Origin of the sequence: Streptomyces bacillaris, from assembly GCF_003268675.1 — a bacterium.
Lineage (GTDB): Bacteria > Actinomycetota > Actinomycetes > Streptomycetales > Streptomycetaceae > Streptomyces > Streptomyces bacillaris.
This window is the reverse complement of the sequence record NZ_CP029378.1, coordinates 334,892-352,829: the sequence shown is the minus strand read 5'-3', so window position 1 is coordinate 352,829 and position 17,938 is coordinate 334,892. Positions and strand designations below refer to the sequence as shown.

Genomic DNA, 17,938 nt, shown 5'->3' with positions numbered 1-17,938 from the left:
CGATGACGCGTACGCTCTGGGACTCGACCGTCGGCAAGAAGACCATCATGGCCGTCTCCGGTCTGATCATGCTCGGGTACCTCGTCGCCCACATGGTCGGGAATCTGAAGATCTTCTTCGGACCCGGCACGTTCGACGGCTACGCCCACTGGCTGCGCACCCTGGGCGAACCGGTCCTCCACTACGAGTGGGCGCTGTGGATCGTCCGCGTGGGGCTCGTCGCCGCCGTCGTGCTGCACGGCGTCTCCGCGTACCAGCTCAGCCGCCGCGACATCCGGGCCCGCCCCGCCAAGTACGTCCACAAGCGGCCCCGCGCCAGCTACGCCACCCGGACCATGCGCTGGGGCGGCATCATCCTCGCGCTCTTCATCGTCTGGCACATCCTCGACCTGACCACCGGCACCGTCCACACCAGCTTCGAGGCCGGGCACCCGTACCAGAACGTCATCGACACCTTCTCCACCTGGTACGGCAACGTCATCTACATCGTCGCCGTGCTCGCCATGGGCCTCCATGTCCAGCACGGCTTCTGGAGCGCCGCGCAGACGCTCGGCGTCGGCAACGCGACCCGCGACCGCATCCTGAAGACCCTCGCAGGCGTCCTCGCGGCGGTGCTGACCCTGGGCTTCGTCTCCGTACCCGTCGCCGTCATGACCGGAGTGGTGAGCTGACATGCCCGACTACACCAACTACGCCACCGGCGAGCCCGTCGTCGACACCAAGGCGCCCGAGGGACCCGTCGCGGAGCGCTGGGACACCCGCCGCTTCCAAGCCAAACTCGTGAACCCCGCCAACCGGCGCAAACATACGGTCATCGTGGTCGGCACCGGCCTGGCCGGCGGATCGGCCGGTGCCACCCTGGCCGAACAGGGCTACCACGTCGTCCAGTTCTGCTTCCAGGACTCGCCCCGGCGCGCCCACTCGGTCGCCGCGCAGGGCGGGATCAACGCGGCGAAGAACTACCGCAACGACGGCGACTCCGTCCACCGGCTCTTCTACGACACCGTCAAGGGCGGCGACTTCCGCGCCCGCGAGTCCAACGTCCACCGGCTCGCGCAGATCTCGGTGGAGATCATCGACCAGTGCGTCGCCCAGGGCGTCCCCTTCGCCCGCGAGTACGGCGGCCTCCTCGACAACCGCTCCTTCGGCGGCGTCCAGGTCTCCCGCACGTTCTACGCGCGCGGCCAGACCGGGCAGCAGCTCCTCCTCGGCGCCTACCAGGCGCTCTCCCGGCAGATCGCCACGGGCGGCGTCGAACTCCACGCCCGCACCGAGATGCTGGACCTCATCGTGGTCGACGGCAAGGCGCGCGGGATCGTCGCCCGCGACCTCGTCACCGGGAAGATCGACACCTACTTCGCCGACGCGGTCGTCCTGGCCACCGGTGGTTACGGCAACGTCTTCTACCTGTCGACCAACGCCATGAACTCCAACGCCACCGCCATCTGGCGGGCCCACCGGCGCGGCGCCTACATGGCGAATCCCTGCTTCACCCAGATCCACCCCACCTGCATCCCGCGCACCGGCGACCACCAGTCCAAGCTCACCCTGATGAGCGAGTCGCTCCGCAACGACGGCCGCATCTGGGTCCCCAAGGCCAAGGGCGACACCCGCCCCGCCAACCAGATTCCCGAGGACGAGCGCGACTACTACCTGGAGCGCATCTACCCCTCCTTCGGCAACCTGGTGCCCCGCGACATCGCCTCCCGCGCCGCCAAGAACGTCTGCGACGAAGGACGGGGCGTCGGTCCCGGCGGGCAGGGGGTCTACCTGGACTTCGCGGAGGCCATCCAGCGGATGGGCCGCAAGGCGGTCGAGGCGAAGTACGGCAACCTCTTCGACATGTACCAGCGGATCACCGACGAGGACCCCTACACGGTCCCGATGCGGATCTACCCCGCCGTGCACTACACGATGGGCGGCCTCTGGGTCGACTACGACCTGTCGACCACCATCCCCGGCCTCTTCGCCATCGGTGAGGCCAACTTCTCCGACCACGGGGCCAACCGGCTCGGTGCCTCCGCGCTGATGCAGGGCCTCGCGGACGGGTACTTCGTCCTGCCGTCCACGATCAACGACTACCTCGCCCGCAACCCGCACACCGAGAAGGTCGACGACGGACACCCGGCCGTGGCCGAGGTGGTGGCCGAGACCGAGGACCGGCTCAACCTGCTGCTCTCCGTCGACGGCGACCGCACCCCCGACTCCTTCCACCGCGAGATCGGTGAACTCATGTGGGAGTACTGCGGGATGGCCCGCACCGAGGACGGACTGCGCAAGGCGCTCGCCCGCATCCCGGAGATCCGCGAGGAGTTCTGGCGCCGCATCAAGGTGCCCGGCACCGGCGAACAGTTCAACCAGTCGCTGGAGAAGGCGAATCGCATCGTCGACTACCTGGAACTGGCCGAGCTGATGTGTCTCGACGCCCTGCACCGCGCCGAGTCCTGCGGCGGCCACTTCCGCGAGGAGTCCCAGACCCCGGACGGCGAGGCCGAGCGGCGCGACGAGGAGTTCTCGTACGCCGCCGCCTGGGAGTTCACCGTCACCGGCGGCGCCCCCGTCCTGCACAAGGAAGACCTCGTCTTCGAGTACGTCCACCCCACTCAGCGGAGCTACGCATGAAGCTCACCCTGCGCGTCTGGCGCCAGCAGAATGCCGAGACGCCCGGCGCCATGGCCACCTACGAAGTCGACAACATCTCCGCCGACATGTCGTTCCTGGAGATGCTCGACACCCTCAACGAGGAACTCATCCTCGCCGGGGACGAACCGGTCGCCTTCGACCACGACTGCCGCGAGGGCATCTGCGGCGCGTGCAGCCTCGTCATCAACGGCGACGCCCACGGCCCCGAGCGCACCACCACCTGCCAGCTCCACATGCGGTCCTTCTCCGACGGCGACACGATCGACATCGAGCCGTGGCGCGCCTCCGCCTTCCCGGTCGTCAAGGACCTGGTCGTGGACCGCTCCTCCTTCGACCGGATCATCCAGTCCGGCGGCTACATCTCCGCCCCGACCGGCACGGCCCCGGACGCGCACGCCACCCCGGTGCCCAAGCCGGACGCCGACTTCGCCTTCGAACACGCCGAGTGCATCGGCTGCGGAGCCTGTGTCGCCGCCTGCCCCAACGGCTCCGCGATGCTGTTCACCTCGGCCAAGGTCAACCACCTCAACGTCCTGCCGCAGGGCGCCCCGGAGCGCGAGACCCGGGTGCTGGACATGGTGGCCCAGATGGACGAGGAGGGGTTCGGCGGCTGCACGCTGACCGGCGAGTGCGCGACCGCCTGCCCGAAGGGCATCCCGCTCCCGTCGATCGCGGCGATGAACAAGGAGTGGCTGCGGGCGACCCGTAAAGTCCGCCGCTGACCACGGAGTCGATCCCGTACGGCTCCGATCACGTCCGGAGCCGTACGGGATCGACGACGTCAACCGCCCAGCGCACGCGCCAGATACGGGGCCGTACGGCTGTCCGCCGCACGCGCCACCTCCCGGGGCGCCCCGGCCGCCACGATTCGCCCGCCCCGGTCACCGCCCCCGGGCCCCAGGTCGATCACATGGTCCGCCCCCGCGACCACGGCCATGTCGTGCTCCACGACCACCACCGTGCTCCCCGCGTCGACCAGCCCGTGCAACTGCCGCATCAGCACCTCCACATCGGCCGGATGCAGACCGGTCGTGGGCTCGTCCAGCAGATACAGGGTGTGTCCGCGCCGGGTGCGCTGCAGCTCCGACGCCAGCTTGATCCGCTGCGCCTCGCCGCCGGACAGCTCGGTGGCGGGCTGCCCGAGCCGCAGATAGCCGAGCCCGACATCGAGCAGGGTGGTCAGGGCGCGCTCGGCGGCCGGGGTATCGGCGAAGAACGATGCGGCCGACTCCACGGTCAGATCAAGGACTTGAGCGATCGTCAGCCCGCGCAAGGTGACCTCCAGGGTCTCCGGGTTGTAGCGGGCGCCACGGCAGTCCGGGCAGGGGGCATACGTGCTCGGCAGGAAGAGCAGCTCCACCGAGACGAACCCCTCACCCTGGCAGGTCTCGCACCGCCCGCCGCGTACGTTGAACGAGAACCGCCCCGCCGTGTACCCGCGTTCACGTGCCGTCCCGGTCTGCGCGAACAGCTTCCGTACGGTGTCGAAGAGGCCGGTGTACGTGGCCAGGTTGGACCGGGGCGTCCGGCCGATCGGCTTCTGGTCCACCTGGACGAGCCGGTCCACCGCCTCCACCCCGGTGACGGAAGCGCAGAACCGCTCGCCCGCCCCGGTGGCCTCCTCGCCCGTCTGCCGGTCGGCCAGCACCCCGGCGAGGACCTGGCCGACGAGGGTCGACTTGCCCGAGCCCGAGACCCCGGTCACCGCCGTGAAGACCCCGAGCGGGAAGGCCGCGTCGACCCCGCGCACATTGTGGCGCTCGACCCCGGTGAGCCGGATCCACCCCGTGGGCGTGCGTGGCTCCCGTGCCGGCGCGGGGTCCCGGTCGAACAGGAACCGCCGCGTCGCGGACTCCGGCACCTCGGCCAGCCCCTCCGGCGGCCCGCTGTGCAGCACCCTCCCGCCGTGCTCCCCGGCCAGCGGGCCCACGTCCACCAGCCAGTCCGCCCGCCGCACCACATCGAGGTGGTGCTCCACGACGAAGACGGAGTTCCCTGCCTCCTTGAGCCGGTCGACCACCCCGAGCAGGGACTCCGTATCGGCGGGGTGCAGCCCGGCCGACGGTTCGTCCAGGACGTAGACGACACCGAAGAGCCCGGAGCGCAACTGCGTGGCCAGCCGCAGCCGTTGGAGCTCACCGGAGGAGAGGGTGGGGGCCGTGCGGTCCAGGCTCAGATAGCCGAGCCCGAGTTCGGTCACCGTTCCGATCCGGGCCAGCAGATCGGCGCCGAGCACCCGGGCCGTCTCCTCCCCGCCCGCAGGCTCGGCCCCCGCCCCGCCGCCGTGCGCCCCGCCGTGGGCCCCGGCCAGCACCTCGGCCAGGTCCGACAGGGGGAGTGCGGCCAGCTCCGCGATGGTCCGCCCGCCGAAGGTCACCGCCATCGCCTCCGGACGCAGCCTGCTCCCGCCGCAGACCGGGCACGGCACACTGGTGAGGAAGCGCTCGGCCTTCGCCCGCAGGGTGCGGCTCTTGGTATCGGCGAAGGTGTGCAGCACATAGCGCCGGGCGCTCATGTACGTTCCCTGGTACGGGCGTTGGATGCGGCCCGCCTCCCGTACCGGATGCACCGTCACCACCGGCTGCTCGTCGGTGAACAGGATCCACTCCCGGTCCTTCGCGTCCAGCTCGCGCCACGGCCGGTCGACGTCGTACCCGAGGGTGTCGAGCACATCGCGCAGGTTCTTCCCCTGCCACGCCCCCGGCCAGGCCGCGATCGCCCCCTCCCGGATCGACAGCGAGGGGTCGGGGACCAGCAGCCCTTCGTCCGTACGGTGGATGCGCCCGAGCCCGTGGCACTCGGGGCAGGCCCCGGCCGCCGTGTTGGGGGAGAAGGCGTCGGAGTCCAGCCGCTCGGCCCCCGGCGGATACTCCCCGGCCCGTGAGAACAGCATCCGCAGCGAGTTGGAGAGCGTGGTCACCGTCCCCACGGACGACCGGGCCCCGGGGGCGGAGCGCCGCTGCTCCAGCGATACGGCGGGCGGCAGGCCGGTGATCTCCCCGACGGCGGGGGCGCCCACCTGGTGGATGAGCCGGCGGGCGTAGGGGGCGACGGACTCGAAGTAGCGGCGCTGGGCCTCGGCGTAGATCGTGCCGAACGCCAGCGACGACTTGCCGGACCCGGAGACCCCGGTGAAGACCGTCAGGGTGTCGCGCGGGATGTCGACGTTCACGTCCTGGAGGTTGTGCTCGCGCGCGCCGCGCACCCGGACGTACGGATCGTGGGGGGAGTGCATGGGGCGGGGCTCCGTACGTGAGGGGACAAACGGTTCGATTCTAGGCGCGGGCGGTTGTGCGGGCCGGTCGGCCACCTGGGCGCAGGGCGAACCAGGCCGGTACGGCGAGGGCCGCCGTGCCCGCCGCCACCAGGAGCGCACCGGTCAGGGACCGGTCCGCCAGGGGCCCGGCGACGGCGGCCCCCACGGCGAACCCGGTGATCTTCAGGCTGGCGCCCGTCGTGAAGACCTGGGTGCGCAGCCCCTCCGGTGCCTCCCGGTGGCGTACCGCGAACAGGGCGGTGAGCTGGGGCCCTTCCGCCAGCCCCACGACGCCCACCGCGACGACGAGCGCCACCGGCTCTCCCGCGGCGGCCAGGCCCAGGGCGGCGGCCTGGAGGAGCGGGGCGGCCCACAGGACGGTGTCGGGGGCGACCGCGTGCGGGTACCGGGCGAGGACGGCGTTGGCCAGCAGCGCGGAGAGCGCCGCGCAGGAGAGCAGCGCCGCACCGAAACCGGCTCCGCCCGCGGCCCGTTCGCCCAGCAGCGGGAGGCAGGCGGTCATCATGCCCTGGGCCGCGCAGGAGAGCACCGAGGTGAGCGTCGCCCGGGCCAGGGACCGGCTCCCGGCGATGGCCCGGACACCCGAGGCGACGACCCTGGTCAGCGGTGCGGCCCGTGACATCGCAGGAGGCCCCGAAACTGAGGCCGGGGCCGGTCCGGAGACCGGAGGCAGACGCCAGGCGGCGGGAGCGGCCGCCGCGATGAGCACCGCCGAGACCACCACGGCCGTCGGCGCCCCCACCGCCTCGGCCACACCGCCCGCGAGGGCCGGACCGGCGAGGCCCGCCACGCCGAAGGTCATGGCGTCGAGCGCGTTCGCCCGGGGCAGCCGGCCGGCCGGGACGGTCCGGGGCAGTTGGGCCGTCCAGCCGCCCGACAGCGCGGGTCCCAGCAGCCCGGTCACCACCGCGACCAGGAGGGTGACGGCGACCGGGACGCGGCCGAGCCCGCCGAGGACGACCGCCAGCCCCGCCGCGTACAGCACGAGCGCCCCGGCCAGCAGGCGGCCCGGCCGGGGCGAACGGTCGAGCAGCGCCCCGAGCACCGGCCCGCCGATCGCGGCGGAGACGGTGACGGCCGCGAGCAGCGAGGACGCCCCCGTGGCCGAGCCGGTGAGGGCGAGCGCGGCAAGCAGGAGCGCGGGCCCCGCCATGTCGTCCCCGGTACGGGCCGCGAGCGCGCCCACCAGGTAGGAGCGGGAGGAGGAGTAACGGTCTGCCATGGGCGGGACGGTACGGAGGTAACGTAAAACTTCGCAATATGCGTTACATTCGGCGAATGCCCTCCACCGCCGACGACTGGTCCACCCGGCACTCCGTGCTGACCAACGCCCGCCGCGCCGCCGCCCTGGTGAACGCCCTCACCGACGACGATCCGGACCCCGGCGAGGTGGCCGGGGTCCTGTACGCGTACGGGGAGAGCGGTACCATCGACCTCACCCCGCAGGACCTCGCGGAGATGCGCACGGCCGCCGCCCGGCTGCGCGATGTCTTCGCCGCCACCGACGCCGACGGCGCGGCCACCGCCCTCAACCGCCTCCTGCGCGAGCACACAGGCCCGCTCAGGCTGACCGCCCACGGCGGCGACAGCCCCTGGCACCCCCACATCGACCACGACGACGACGCGCCCTGGGGCGCCTGGCTGCTGGCCTCGTCCTGCCTGGCGCTGACCGTGCTGGTCTGGGACCGTCAGCGTCCGCCCGGGCGGATCTGTGCCTCACCGAGCTGCCCCGACGTCTTCATCAACCAGGGCAGCGGCCCGGACCGCCGCTACTGCTCACGCCGGTGCGCCACCCGCGAACGCGTCGCGGCCCACCGGCGGCAGCAGGCGGAAGCGGCCCCGCGCTAGCTCGGCGCACGCGCCGGAGCGGGGCCCGTACGCGCTCAGTGCCTCAGCCCCGCGATCCCGGCCAGCCGTCGCAGCGAATCCACCAGAGCCTCACGGTCGTACGTACTCGTCGTCACGAGCACCTCGTCCGCCCCGGTCTCCTCGATCGCCCGTTCCAACTGCTCGGTGACCTGCTCCTCCGTGCCATGGATGTGGCCGTCGAGCCCGCGTTCGTACAGCTCCCGCTCCTTCGCCGTCATCGTGCGGCGCTCGATCTCCTCGGCGGGGGCCAGCGGGGGGAAGCTGCCGTGGGTGCGGGCGTACGCCATGGCCCAGGCCTCCGGGACCAGCAGGCGCCGGGCCGCCTCCGCCGAGCCCGCGACGGCGACCGTGCCGGAGACGATCACCTCGGGGCGCTCCGCGCGGGCCGAGGGGCGGAAGTCCCTGCGGTACACCTCGATGGCGCGGAGCACCTTCCCCCGGCCGCGCAGATCACCGATGACGAGAGGGAGTCCGGCGGCGGCCGCCACCGCCGCGCCCTCGCCGATCGCCAGGACGTAGGCGGGGATGCGCAGGCCCTCCGCCGGGCGGGCGTGCACCTGGGGATGGGCCTGCTGGGTGCCGTCGATCCAGCCGAGCAGTTCGGCGAGGCGGCCGGGGAAGTCCTCCGCGTCCTCCTTGCCATGGCCGAGCGCCCGGCGTACGCCGTCGGTGAAGCCCACCGAACGGCCGAGCCCCATGTCGATCCGGCCGGGGAAGAGGGAGGCGAGCACGCCGAACTGCTCGGCCACGACCAGCGGCTGGTGGTTGGGAAGCATCACCCCGCCGGTGCCCACCCGGATGGCGGAGGTCGCGGCGGCGACGGCGGCGGCCAGCACGGTCGGGGCCGACCCCGCGACGCCCGGCACGCTGTGGTGCTCGGAGACCCAGAAGCGGTGGTAGCCGAGGGATTCCACCTCCCGCGCCAGCACCACGGTGCCGCGCAGCGCCTGGGGGCCGTCGTGACCCTCGCGGGTGCGCGAGCGGTCCAGGAACGAGAAGCGGGGGGAGGCGATCGGAGAACTCACACCCTGTTCAACGCCCCCGCCCGGCGAGGATTCCCGCGGCCGGAACGGCGGAGGGGACGGACGGTGACCGGAACGGGGGAAGGGGTGACGGCCGGAACAGCGGATGGCACGACGGCCGGAACGGCGGAAGGGGCAGCGCCGGGGCCCGGTGGGTGCCGGTGCCGGAGCGCTTCGGTACGCGGTCGGCGCCGAGCCTTCCTAAGCTGGCCGGATGAACGACGACGCCCGGCCGCTGGCCGTGTTCGACCTCGACGGCACGCTCGCCGACACGGCCCACCGGCAGCACTTCCTGGAGGGCCCGAAGCGCGACTGGGCCGCCTTCTTCGCCGCCGCCCCGGCCGATCCACCGCTGGCCGAAGGGGTGGCGCTCGTGCTGGCGAGCGCCGAGGAGTGCGAGACCGTCTATCTGACCGGGCGGCCCGAGCGCTGCCGCCGGGACACCGTGGAGTGGCTGGGCCGTCAGGGGCTGCCCGACGGGCAGCTGTTCATGCGGCGCAACGACGACCGGCGCCCGGCCCGCCGGACGAAGCTGGACATCCTGCGGCGGCTGGGCCGGTCGCGTGAGGTGCGCATGCTGGTCGACGACGACGAGCTGGTCTGCGATGCGGCCGAAGTGGCCGGATTCCCTGTGGTGCGGGCCCGCTGGTTCGACCCCTCGCAGGCGCTGAAGGACGCCCAGGAGCGGGACGGACGGACCTGACCAAGGGGTGACCGAGAGGTGATCAGGGGTTTTCGTCGAGACGGAAGCCCACCTTCAAGCCGACTTGGTAGTGCGCGATTCGGCCATCCTCGATATGGCCGCGAACTTGGTTAATCTCGAACCAGTCGAGATTGTGCAACGTTTCCGCGGCTCTTGCGATGCCGTTCCGGATCGCCGCGTCGACGCCCTCCTCGGAGGTTCCTACGATCTCGGTGACCCGATAGGTGTGGTTGGACATGTTTTGTCTCCTCTCTGCTGACCACGGTGCCTCAATCCCGGGTCTCGCGCGAGGGGGCGACCGGGGGCGAATCGGGACGAGCACGCGCCTTGACCTACTGAATGGTCCATACCAAAATTCAGCCAAACACCCGTGCGAGCGTCGCCCGCAATCCCCCCACACCGGGTCCTGATTTCGTCGTGCCGTTTCGCAGAAGGTGACCACGTGAAGAACCGCATACTCGTCGGAGCCGTCGCGCTCGTCTCATCCGTCACGCTCAGCGGATGTGGGTACTTCTCCGGTTCGGGTGGCGGAGACCGTACGGTGACGGTCTGGCTGATGAAGGACAGCGTCTCGCAGGGATTCCTGGAGAAGTTCACCAGCTCGTACGAGAAGGAGAACCCCTCCGTCAAGCTGGAGTTCAAGATCCAGGAGTGGAGCGGCATCGGCCCCAAGGTCCTGGCCGCCCTGGAGAGCGACGACGCCCCGGACGTGATCGAGGTCGGCAACACGCAGGTGGCGCAGTACGCGGAGAGCGGCAACCTGCGTGACCTCACCCTGGAGTCGATGCGCGACCTGGGCAGCGAGGACTGGCTGCCCGGCCTCGCCCAGCCCGGCCAGATCAGCGGGGTCCAGTACGGCATCCCCTGGTACGCGGCCAACCGCGTGGTGATCTACAACAAGGACATCTTCAAGGCCGCGGGCATCGACGACGTCCCCAAGACCCGCGCCGAGTGGATCGAGGACACCGAGAAGCTCAACACGCAGGGCAACCAGGGCATTTATCTGGCCGGTCAGAACTGGTACGTGCTGGCCGGATTCATCTGGGACGAGGGCGGCGAACTCGCGGAGGGCGGCGGCGGTGACTGGCGGGGCACGCTGGACACCCCGGAAGCGCTCGCCGGAATGAACTTCTACAAGGAACTCCAGGCGCTCGGCGACGGGCCCATGGACTCCGACGAAGAGAAGCCCCCGCAGAACGACGTATTCGCCAAGGGGAACGTCGCCCAGATCATCTCGCTCCCCGGAAGCGCCGCGCTCGTCGAGCAGCAGAACCCCGAACTCAAGGGAAAGCTCGGCTACTTCCCCATTCCCGGTAAGTCCGCCAAGGCCCCGGGCTCCGTCTTCACCGGCGGCTCGGACCTCATCGTGCCGAAGAAGGCCGACCAGCGCAGCGCCGGTATCGCCGTCGTCAAGGCGCTGGCGAGCGAGAAGTGGCAGACCGAGCTGGCCCGCACCATGAGCTACGTGCCCAACAAGCCCAGCCTGGCCCATGTCGTCGAGGGCGAGGAGGGCACCGCCGCGATGGCCGAAGGCGCGAGCCAGGGCCGCGCCACCCCGAACTCCTCGCAGTGGGCCAAGGTCGAGGCGGAGAACCCGATCAAGCCGTACATGACGGCGGTGCTCACGGGCGGCGACCCGGAGCAGGAGGCGAAGAAGGCGTCGGAGCGCATCACGGCGATGCTCGCCGGCAGCTGAGGGGGTGCGGGGCCCGCCCGGTAGGCATCGGTCCGTGTGGGCCGGTATCGGTCGGTGTCGCCGGTGCCAGTCGGTACCCATCGGTGCCGCGGTGTCGGTCGGCAGGTCCGCAACCGCCCCCGCGCCCCGGTCCGCCCGGCCGCGTCCCTCGGGATTCAGCCGTCGCACATCCCCGCGCTCCACAGCGGTCACGTCGAATCCAGCCGGTGACGGAAGAAGTAAGGGGCCGGGCCTTCGCCGCTCGCGAAGGCCCGGCAGCCGACTTCGCTGATCCGTCCCCGGAGACTGCCATGACCGTGCTGCCCACCGCCCCGCCCGCCGCGACGCCCACCCGGCCCGTCCCCCCGGCACCGGCCCCCGCCGCTCCCCGTTCCCCGGAACCGGCCGCCGCCTACCGGGTCTCCCTCGCCACCGGCCAGGAGGACGTGCGCGCCGCCCAGCGCCTGCGCCACCAGGTCTTCGCCGGTGAGCTGGGCGCCCGCCTCGAAGGGCCCGAACCCGGCCTCGACAGCGACGCGTTCGACGCGTACTGCGACCACCTCCTGGTCCGCGAGACCGCCACGGACGAGGTCGTCGCCACCTACCGCCTCCTCCCGCCCGACCGCGCCCGGATAGCCGGCCGGCTCTACGCGGAGAGCGAGTTCGACCTCAGCCGTCTCGCCCCCATCCGCGACGACCTCGTCGAGGTCGGCCGCTCCTGCGTCCACCCCGCCCACCGCGACGGCGCCGTCATCGCCCTCGTCTGGGCCGGACTCGCCCGCTACATGCAGCGCTCCGGCCACACCTGGCTCGCCGGCTGCTGCTCCCTGCCGCTGGCCGACGGCGGCGCCCTCGCCGCCCGCAGCTGGAACACCGTACGCACCGCGCACCTCGCCCCCGAGGAGCACTGGGTCACCCCGCACCGCCTCTGGGACGCCTCGGCGCACCCCGACGCGGGCAACGGCTCCCGGGCGGACCTGCCCCCGCTGCTCCGCGGCTATCTGCGGCTCGGCGCCTGGGTCTGCGGAGCACCGGCGTACGACCCCGAGTTCAACGTGGCCGACCTCTACGTCCTGCTCTCGCTGCGCCGGACCGACCCGCGCTACCTCCGCCACTTCCTCTCCCTCGTACCGCAGGCATGAGCACCTCCCGTACCGAGGACAAGGCCGCTCCCCGTCCGGCGGGCACCAGCGCCTGGCTGCCCGTCGCTTCCTGCACCCCGGCCTCCTGCGCCCGGCACACCGGTGCGGCCCGGCCCCCGCTCCGCGCCGCGCTGCGGCTTCTCGCCGGCTGTGGGTGGGTGCTGCTGGGAGTGGTCTGCGCCGCGCCGGTCCGGTTGCTCCCCAGGGGGTCGCGGATGTGGCTGCTGCGGTCCTGGGCGCGAGGCATACCGCGGGCCTTCGGCGTACGGGTGACGGTCCGCGCGCATCCGTACGCCCGAGGCACCGGCGGCGGCGAACTGGTCGTCGCCAACCACATCTCCTGGCTGGACATCCCGCTCGTCGCCGCCGTGCTGCCCGGCCGGATGCTCGCCAAGACCGAGGTCCGAGACTGGCCGCTGCTCGGCCGGCTCGCCGGGTTCGGCGCCACGCTCTTCATCGACCGGGACCGGCTGCGCGCGCTGCCCGGGGCGGTGGGCACGGTCGCCACCGCCCTGCGCTCCGGCTCCCGGGTCGTGGTCTTCCCCGAGGGCAGCACCTGGTGCGGACGGGGGAGGGGCGGGGCGTTCCGGCCGGCCGTGTTCCAGGCGGCGATCGACGCGGAGGTCTCCGTACGGCCGGTCCGCATCACGTACGGCACCGGGGGAGCGGGCGCGGCCGCGTTCGTCGGGGACGACCCGCTCACCGCCTCCCTCTGGCGGGTGGTGCGGGCGGCCGGGCTGACCGCCGAGGTCCGCGTCCTTCCCTCCATCCCGGCTCGGGCCTACGCCTCCGTCTCCGCGCACGGGGAGCCCGGCCGCCGCGAACTGGCCCGTGCTGCCCGGGCCGCCGTGCTGGGCAGCGACCGTACGACGACGCGGCGGACAGGGGTGACAGCACGCACGGCGACAACGGCCCCGGGAGTGACGACGGCCCGGGGAGCGGCAAAGGCCCCGGCCCCACCGCCCTCCCCGTACCCGTACAGGCTCCAGCAGCAGCCACCGCCACCGCCCGGCCGCCGACCCTCAGACCGCCGTGGCCAGCGACAGGGCGAACCGCCCCTCCGCATCCGTCCACCACTGAGCGAGGCGGAGCCCGGCCGCGGCCAGCTCCTCGCGCACGTCCTCCTGGCGGAACTTGGCCGACACCTCCGTACGCACCTCCTCACCGGCCTCGAACGGCACCACCAGATCCAGCTCCCGGATCTTCACGTTGAGCGCCCGGCGGGCCCGCAGCCGCATCTCGATCCAGCGCTGCTCCGGGTTCCACACGGTGACATGGTCGAAGGCGTCGAGCGGGAAGTCGGCGCCCAGCTCCCGGTTGACGACGCTCAGCACATTCTTGTTGAAGGCCGCCGTCACGCCCGCCGCGTCGTCGTACGCCGCGACCAGCGTCTCCTCGTCCTTCACCAGGTCCGTGCCCAGGAGCAGCGCGTCGCCGGGGGAGAGCAGCGAGCGCACCGAGTGCAGGAATCCCGCCCGCTCCTCGGGGAGCAGATTGCCGATCGTGCCGCCGAGGAAGGCGACGAGCCGGGGCCCCGGGGTGCCGGGCAGGGCGAGGCCGCCGGTGAAGTCCGCGATCAGGGCGTGGACCGACAGGTCGGGGTGGTCGACGAGCAGCGACTCGGCCGCCCCGGTCAGCGCGCTCTCGCTCACGTCCACCGGAACGTAACTCTCCAGCCCGGTCAGGGCCTCCAGCAGATGGCGGGTCTTCTCCGACGAGCCCGAGCCCAGCTCGATCACCGTCCGGGCCCCCGAGACGGCGGCGATCTCCTCGGAGCGCTCCTCCAGGATCTCCCGCTCGGCGCGGGTCGGGTAGTACTCGGGCAGCCGGGTGATCTTCTCGAACAGCTCGCTGCCGCGCGCGTCGTAGAACCACTTGGGCGGCAGCGTCTTGGGATGGCGGGTCAGCCCGCTGAGGACATCGGCGCGCAGCGCCGCGTCCGTGGCGTCCTCCGGCAGGGTGCGGGTCAGCAGGAATGGGCTCACGCTGCGGGCTCCTTGAGCGGTGTGGGGGTGACGTCTGCGGAGGTCGCGACCAGCAGGGTGCGGTCGGGGACCTCGCGCCAGCGGGGATCGTCGTCGTACGGCTCCGAGGCCACGGCCGTCGAGCGGCCCGGGTCGTGGAGGTGCCAGAGGGTGTCGCCCCAGGCGGTGGCCACGATGGTGGTGCCGTCCGTGACCAGCAGGTTCAGCCGTGCGCCCGGCGCCACCTCCGCGACCTCCCGGACGGTCTCCGCGACCGCGCCCGGCAGATCGTCCCCGGCGGCGACGCGGTGCAGGACCAGCGCCCAGACCAGCGCGGAGTCGTTGCGGGCGGCCAGCGACAGCAGCTCCCGCGCGGGGAGCGCGGCGGCCGGCCCCGCGAGCGAGCCGGGCCAGCCCGGCACCGCGCCGTTGTGGCTGAACAGCAGCCGCCCGGAGGTGTACGGCGCGGCCGCGGCCTCCCCGTCCGCACCCGGCTCGGTGGCGTCCCGTACGGCGGCGAGCAGCGCGGTGGTCCGCACCACCCGGGCCAGGTCGGCGAAGGTCTCGTCGTGCCAGATCGGCCCCTGACGGCGGTAGCGGCCGGGGACCGGGTCGCCGTCCGCGTACCAGCCGACGCCGAAGCCGTCCGCGTTGACCGTCCCGTACCGCTGGCGGCGCGGTGCCCAGGACTGGCGCACCAGGGAGTGCGGTGGCGCGGAGAGTACGGTCCCGAGGGCCACTGGATCGCCCACATAGGCGATATGACGGCACATCAGGCGTCCCTCGCGGTGCGGAACCCGGAGAAGATCTGCCGCCGCACCGGCAGGTCCCAGTTGCGGAACGTGCCCCGGCAGGCGACCTGGTCCACGGCGAACGAGCCGCCGCGCAGCACCTTGTGGCCCGGGCCGAAGAACACCTCCGAGTACTCCCGGTAGGGGAAGGCCACGAACCCCGGGTAGGGCAGGAAGTCGCTCGACGTCCACTCCCACACATCGCCGATCAGCTGACCCGCGCCGGACGGCGCCCGGCCCGCCGCATACGCACCGGCCCGCGCAGGACGCAGATGGCGCTGGCCCAGATTGGCCTGCTCGGGCGTCGGGTCCGTGTCGCCCCAGGGGTAGCGGAGCGAACGCCCGGTGGCGGGGTCGTGCCGGGCGGCCTTCTCCCACTCGGCCTCGGTGGGCAGCCGCCGCCCCGCCCAGCGGGCGTACGCATCCGCCTCGTACCAGCTGACGTGCAGCACCGGCTCGTCGTCCGGCACCGGCTCGGTCACCCCGAACCTGCGGCGCAGCCACTGCCCGCCGTCCCGGTGCCAGAACAGCGGTGCGTCCAGGCCGTGTTCACGGACCATGTCCCAGCCCTCGGGCGCCCACCAGCGGGGGTCGGTGTACCCGCCGTCCGCCATGAACCGGCGGTACGCCCCGCAGGTGACGGGGGCGGTGTCCAGGTGGAACGCGGCCACCTCCCTTTGGTGCGCGGGCCGTTCGTTGTCGAGCGCCCACGGCTCGGCGGAGGTCCCCATGGTGAACGGCCCGCCAGGGACGAGCACTTCGGCAGGCAAAGAGGTGGCATCGGTGGGCTCGGGCGGGGCGGGCGCGGTCAAGGCAACCGGCCCCGAGCGGAGCTGATGAGTGATCAACATGGTCTCGTCGTGCTGCTGCTCGTGCTGGGCGATCATCCCGAAGGCGAACCCGGCCCGCTCCAGCGGCCGTCCGTCCTCGTGCAGCGGGGCGGCCTCCAGGATGTCCAGGGCCCGGCCGCGTACATCCGCGGCGTACGTCCGTGCCTCGGCGGGCGCCAGCAGGGGCAGCGAGGGCCGGGCGGCGCGCGGGTGCTCGAAGGCGTCGTACAGCCCGTCGATCTCCGGGCGCAGCGCCTCCCGCCCGCCCACCGCGCGGAGCAGCCACTGCTCCTCCTGGTTGCCGATGTGGGCCAGGTCCCAGACGAGCGGGGACATCAACGGGGAGTGCTGGGCGGTGAGTTCGGCTTCGTCCACGCTGTCGGTGAGGGCGGTGGTACGGGCCCGGGCGGTCAGCAGCGCGTCCAGCGCGCGTCGGCGCAGCACCTCGGGGTCATGGCCGCCGGGGGAGGGCGGGAAGCCGTCCGGGGCGGTGGCGGACGAGGCGGAGGGGGTGCGGTCGTCGGTCATGCGGAGGCCACCCTTCCCGGGGACGGCGGTGCGGTCGGCGCGCCGGCGGCGCCGGAGAGGAGGACCGGCTCGGCGAGGGCGCCCGGTCGGAGCAGATCGTCGGCCGGACATCTGCCCCGGGCCACGTACCGGTCGTGGAAGGCCGCCACGGTGTCCCGTACGGCAGTACTCGCCCCCATGCGGTCCAGTGCGTCGAGGGCCGTCTCGAAGCAGTGGACGGCCACCGCCCGCAGCTCCGGATCGGCCAGGCCCTCGCGGGCCGCCGTCGTCCACAGCGCGTTGCGCGGCGCGGCGGCGGAACCGGCCGACTCCGCCAGGGGTTTCACCGCCCGGTACACCGTCTCGGCGGCCTCCGGGTCGTCGAACAGGGCGGTGGCGACGGCGAGCGGCACCAGCCACCCGTCCGGGCCGCTCTGCGCGTCGATCATGCGCAGTTCGAGGTGGCCACGCGGCCGGACCGGCGGGAAGAGGGTGGTCATGTGGTAGTCGAGATCGGCCCGCAGCGGCGGGCGGGGCGCCCCGGTGCGGATCCACTCCCGGAAGGTGAGCCCCTCGGGCACGTACCAGGGGCCGTCCTCCCGGCGTACGCACATCACGGTCGTGTCCAGCACATGCGCCGCCCACGCCTCGCGCGGCGGGAGCCCGCCGCCCGGTGCCAGGGTGCGTACGGGGTCGAGATCGGCCCACAGCGCCTGGCGGGTGGACTTCCAGCCGGTCCGGCGCCCCTGCCGGAAGGGCGAGTTGGCGAACGCCGCCACCAGGACGGCACCGAGGAGATGGGTGAGCTGCCAGCGCCTGCCGTAACCGCGCGGCCCCGGCTCCTCCTCGCCCGCGTCCAGACAGACCTGCACGGAGGCGGAGGTGCACATCATCGCCCGCCCGGCCGGGCCCGCCCGGTCGAGAGCCGCCTCCATGGCGTCGTAACGCGGCTCGCGGAGCCTGCGGTGCGGGGTCTGCCACGGATCCACGCCGAACCCGACCGGGGCGAGCCCGGCCCGGCCGAGCGAACCCCGGACGGCGGCCAGATCCGCCGCGGTCGTCTCGATGCACTCCATCAGGGAGCCGGCCGGCTGGGAGCTGAGCTCCAGCTGCCCGCCCGGCTCGAAGGTCAGCGCGGCGCTCAGGGGCAGCTCGCGGAGGGCCGCGACCGCGTCGTCCAGCCGCTCCTGGGCCACCGGCACGGTCGGATGTTCCTGGTCATGGATGAGCCATTCGAGTTCCACCCCCACGATGCGCGGGGGGCCCGTCTTGAAACAGATGCCGCGCAGTAAATCCTGCGCCGTGCCCTCGTCGAGAGGGGAGGATTCCGGGCGCGGTCCGGGGCCGCCAGGGGTGTCCGGGGACATGAGGCGCCTCCTTCTCAGTTGCGTACCTACCACCCAAACCCGTACCCAGGGATCGCACAAGAGTGCCCCCGAGCCACCGGAAATGCGGTTGCCGCCACACCGCTCCCACGACCAGCATGCACCGTATGCACCACAGGGGGGAGCGCCG

At 72.7% G+C, this 17,938-nt stretch carries 15 protein-coding genes and 1 pseudogene; 8 read left to right on the top strand and 8 right to left on the bottom strand.

Annotated elements, in window-relative coordinates; all coding sequences use genetic code 11:
• Positions 1-2: 2 nt before the first annotated feature.
• The 3 genes from DJ476_RS01600 to DJ476_RS01590 are packed head-to-tail and all read left to right on the top strand — an operon-like array spanning position 3 to position 3,365.
• Positions 3-671: a succinate dehydrogenase cytochrome b subunit gene (locus DJ476_RS01600; protein WP_112489612.1), complete on the top strand. Its 669-nt coding sequence runs from the start codon at positions 3-5 to the stop codon at positions 669-671.
• 1 nt (position 672) lies between these two features.
• Entirely contained in the window at positions 673-2,622 is a 1,950-nt protein-coding gene (locus tag DJ476_RS01595; protein WP_103417663.1) for a fumarate reductase/succinate dehydrogenase flavoprotein subunit, read from the top strand.
• Positions 2,619-3,365 carry a succinate dehydrogenase/fumarate reductase iron-sulfur subunit gene (locus DJ476_RS01590; RefSeq protein WP_019766846.1) on the top strand — a complete coding sequence of 249 codons (747 nt, stop codon included), beginning with the start codon at positions 2,619-2,621 and terminating at the stop codon, positions 3,363-3,365. Before DJ476_RS01595 ends, DJ476_RS01590 begins: the two co-directional genes overlap by 4 nt.
• A 59-nt stretch (positions 3,366-3,424) precedes the next feature.
• On the opposite strand, the gene uvrA is transcribed toward DJ476_RS01590, so the two are convergent.
• Positions 3,425-5,878, bottom strand: a complete 2,454-nt coding sequence (gene uvrA, locus DJ476_RS01585) for an excinuclease ABC subunit UvrA (protein ID WP_112489611.1) — start codon at positions 5,876-5,878, stop codon at positions 3,425-3,427.
• Positions 5,879-5,918: 40 nt separating this feature from the next.
• Positions 5,919-7,142 carry an MFS transporter gene (locus DJ476_RS01580; protein ID WP_103417661.1) on the bottom strand — a complete coding sequence of 408 codons (1,224 nt, stop codon included), beginning with the start codon at positions 7,140-7,142 and terminating at the stop codon, positions 5,919-5,921.
• 56 nt (positions 7,143-7,198) lie between these two features.
• Between DJ476_RS01580 and DJ476_RS01575 the strand changes: the two genes are divergently transcribed.
• A complete protein-coding gene (locus tag DJ476_RS01575; protein ID WP_206608331.1) occupies positions 7,199-7,768 on the top strand; it encodes a CGNR zinc finger domain-containing protein in 570 nt (189 codons plus the stop codon).
• A 35-nt stretch (positions 7,769-7,803) separates the two neighbouring features.
• Here the strand turns inward: DJ476_RS01575 and DJ476_RS01570 are convergent, their stop codons facing one another.
• The gene (locus DJ476_RS01570) at positions 7,804-8,814 is read right to left on the bottom strand and encodes an MsnO8 family LLM class oxidoreductase (protein ID WP_112489610.1); all 1,011 of its coding nucleotides are present in this window, start codon (positions 8,812-8,814) and stop codon (positions 7,804-7,806) included.
• Positions 8,815-9,025: 211 nt separating this feature from the next.
• Between DJ476_RS01570 and DJ476_RS01565 the strand changes: the two genes are divergently transcribed.
• A complete protein-coding gene (locus tag DJ476_RS01565) occupies positions 9,026-9,514 on the top strand; it encodes a phosphatase domain-containing protein (protein WP_112489609.1) in 489 nt (162 codons plus the stop codon).
• 22 nt (positions 9,515-9,536) lie between these two features.
• On the opposite strand, the gene DJ476_RS01560 is transcribed toward DJ476_RS01565, so the two are convergent.
• Positions 9,537-9,752 (bottom strand): dodecin, encoded by a 216-nt coding sequence (locus DJ476_RS01560; RefSeq protein ID WP_019766825.1) that lies wholly within the window; start codon positions 9,750-9,752, stop codon positions 9,537-9,539.
• 204 nt (positions 9,753-9,956) lie between these two features.
• On the opposite strand from DJ476_RS01560, the gene DJ476_RS01555 reads away from it, so the two are divergent.
• The 3 genes and pseudogenes from DJ476_RS01555 to DJ476_RS01545 all read left to right on the top strand — a co-directional run.
• Positions 9,957-11,210 carry an extracellular solute-binding protein gene (locus DJ476_RS01555; RefSeq protein ID WP_103417657.1) on the top strand — a complete coding sequence of 418 codons (1,254 nt, stop codon included), beginning with the start codon at positions 9,957-9,959 and terminating at the stop codon, positions 11,208-11,210.
• Positions 11,211-11,500: 290 nt separating this feature from the next.
• Positions 11,501-12,331: a GNAT family N-acetyltransferase gene (locus tag DJ476_RS01550; protein WP_070202144.1), complete on the top strand. Its 831-nt coding sequence runs from the start codon at positions 11,501-11,503 to the stop codon at positions 12,329-12,331.
• Positions 12,328-13,197: pseudogene (locus DJ476_RS01545) on the top strand (lysophospholipid acyltransferase family protein); the annotation flags it as partial. The gene DJ476_RS01550 and the pseudogene DJ476_RS01545, both read left to right, overlap by 4 nt.
• 156 nt (positions 13,198-13,353) lie before the next feature.
• Here DJ476_RS01545 and egtD read toward each other — a convergent pair.
• The 4 genes from egtD to egtA are packed head-to-tail and all read right to left on the bottom strand — an operon-like array spanning position 13,354 to position 17,790.
• Positions 13,354-14,316, bottom strand: a complete 963-nt coding sequence (egtD, locus tag DJ476_RS01540; protein WP_112489608.1) for an L-histidine N(alpha)-methyltransferase — start codon at positions 14,314-14,316, stop codon at positions 13,354-13,356.
• A complete protein-coding gene (gene egtC, locus DJ476_RS01535) occupies positions 14,313-15,068 on the bottom strand; it encodes an ergothioneine biosynthesis protein EgtC (RefSeq protein ID WP_112489607.1) in 756 nt (251 codons plus the stop codon). The genes egtD and egtC overlap by 4 nt, the downstream gene beginning before the upstream one ends.
• Complete coding sequence (gene egtB, locus DJ476_RS01530) at positions 15,068-16,444, bottom strand: ergothioneine biosynthesis protein EgtB (protein WP_112489606.1); 1,377 nt, start codon at positions 16,442-16,444, stop codon at positions 15,068-15,070. The genes egtC and egtB overlap by 1 nt, the downstream gene beginning before the upstream one ends.
• Entirely contained in the window at positions 16,441-17,790 is a 1,350-nt protein-coding gene (gene egtA, locus DJ476_RS01525; RefSeq protein WP_112489605.1) for an ergothioneine biosynthesis glutamate--cysteine ligase EgtA, read from the bottom strand. Before egtA ends, egtB begins: the two co-directional genes overlap by 4 nt.
• Between the last annotated feature and the right edge of the window lie 148 nt (positions 17,791-17,938).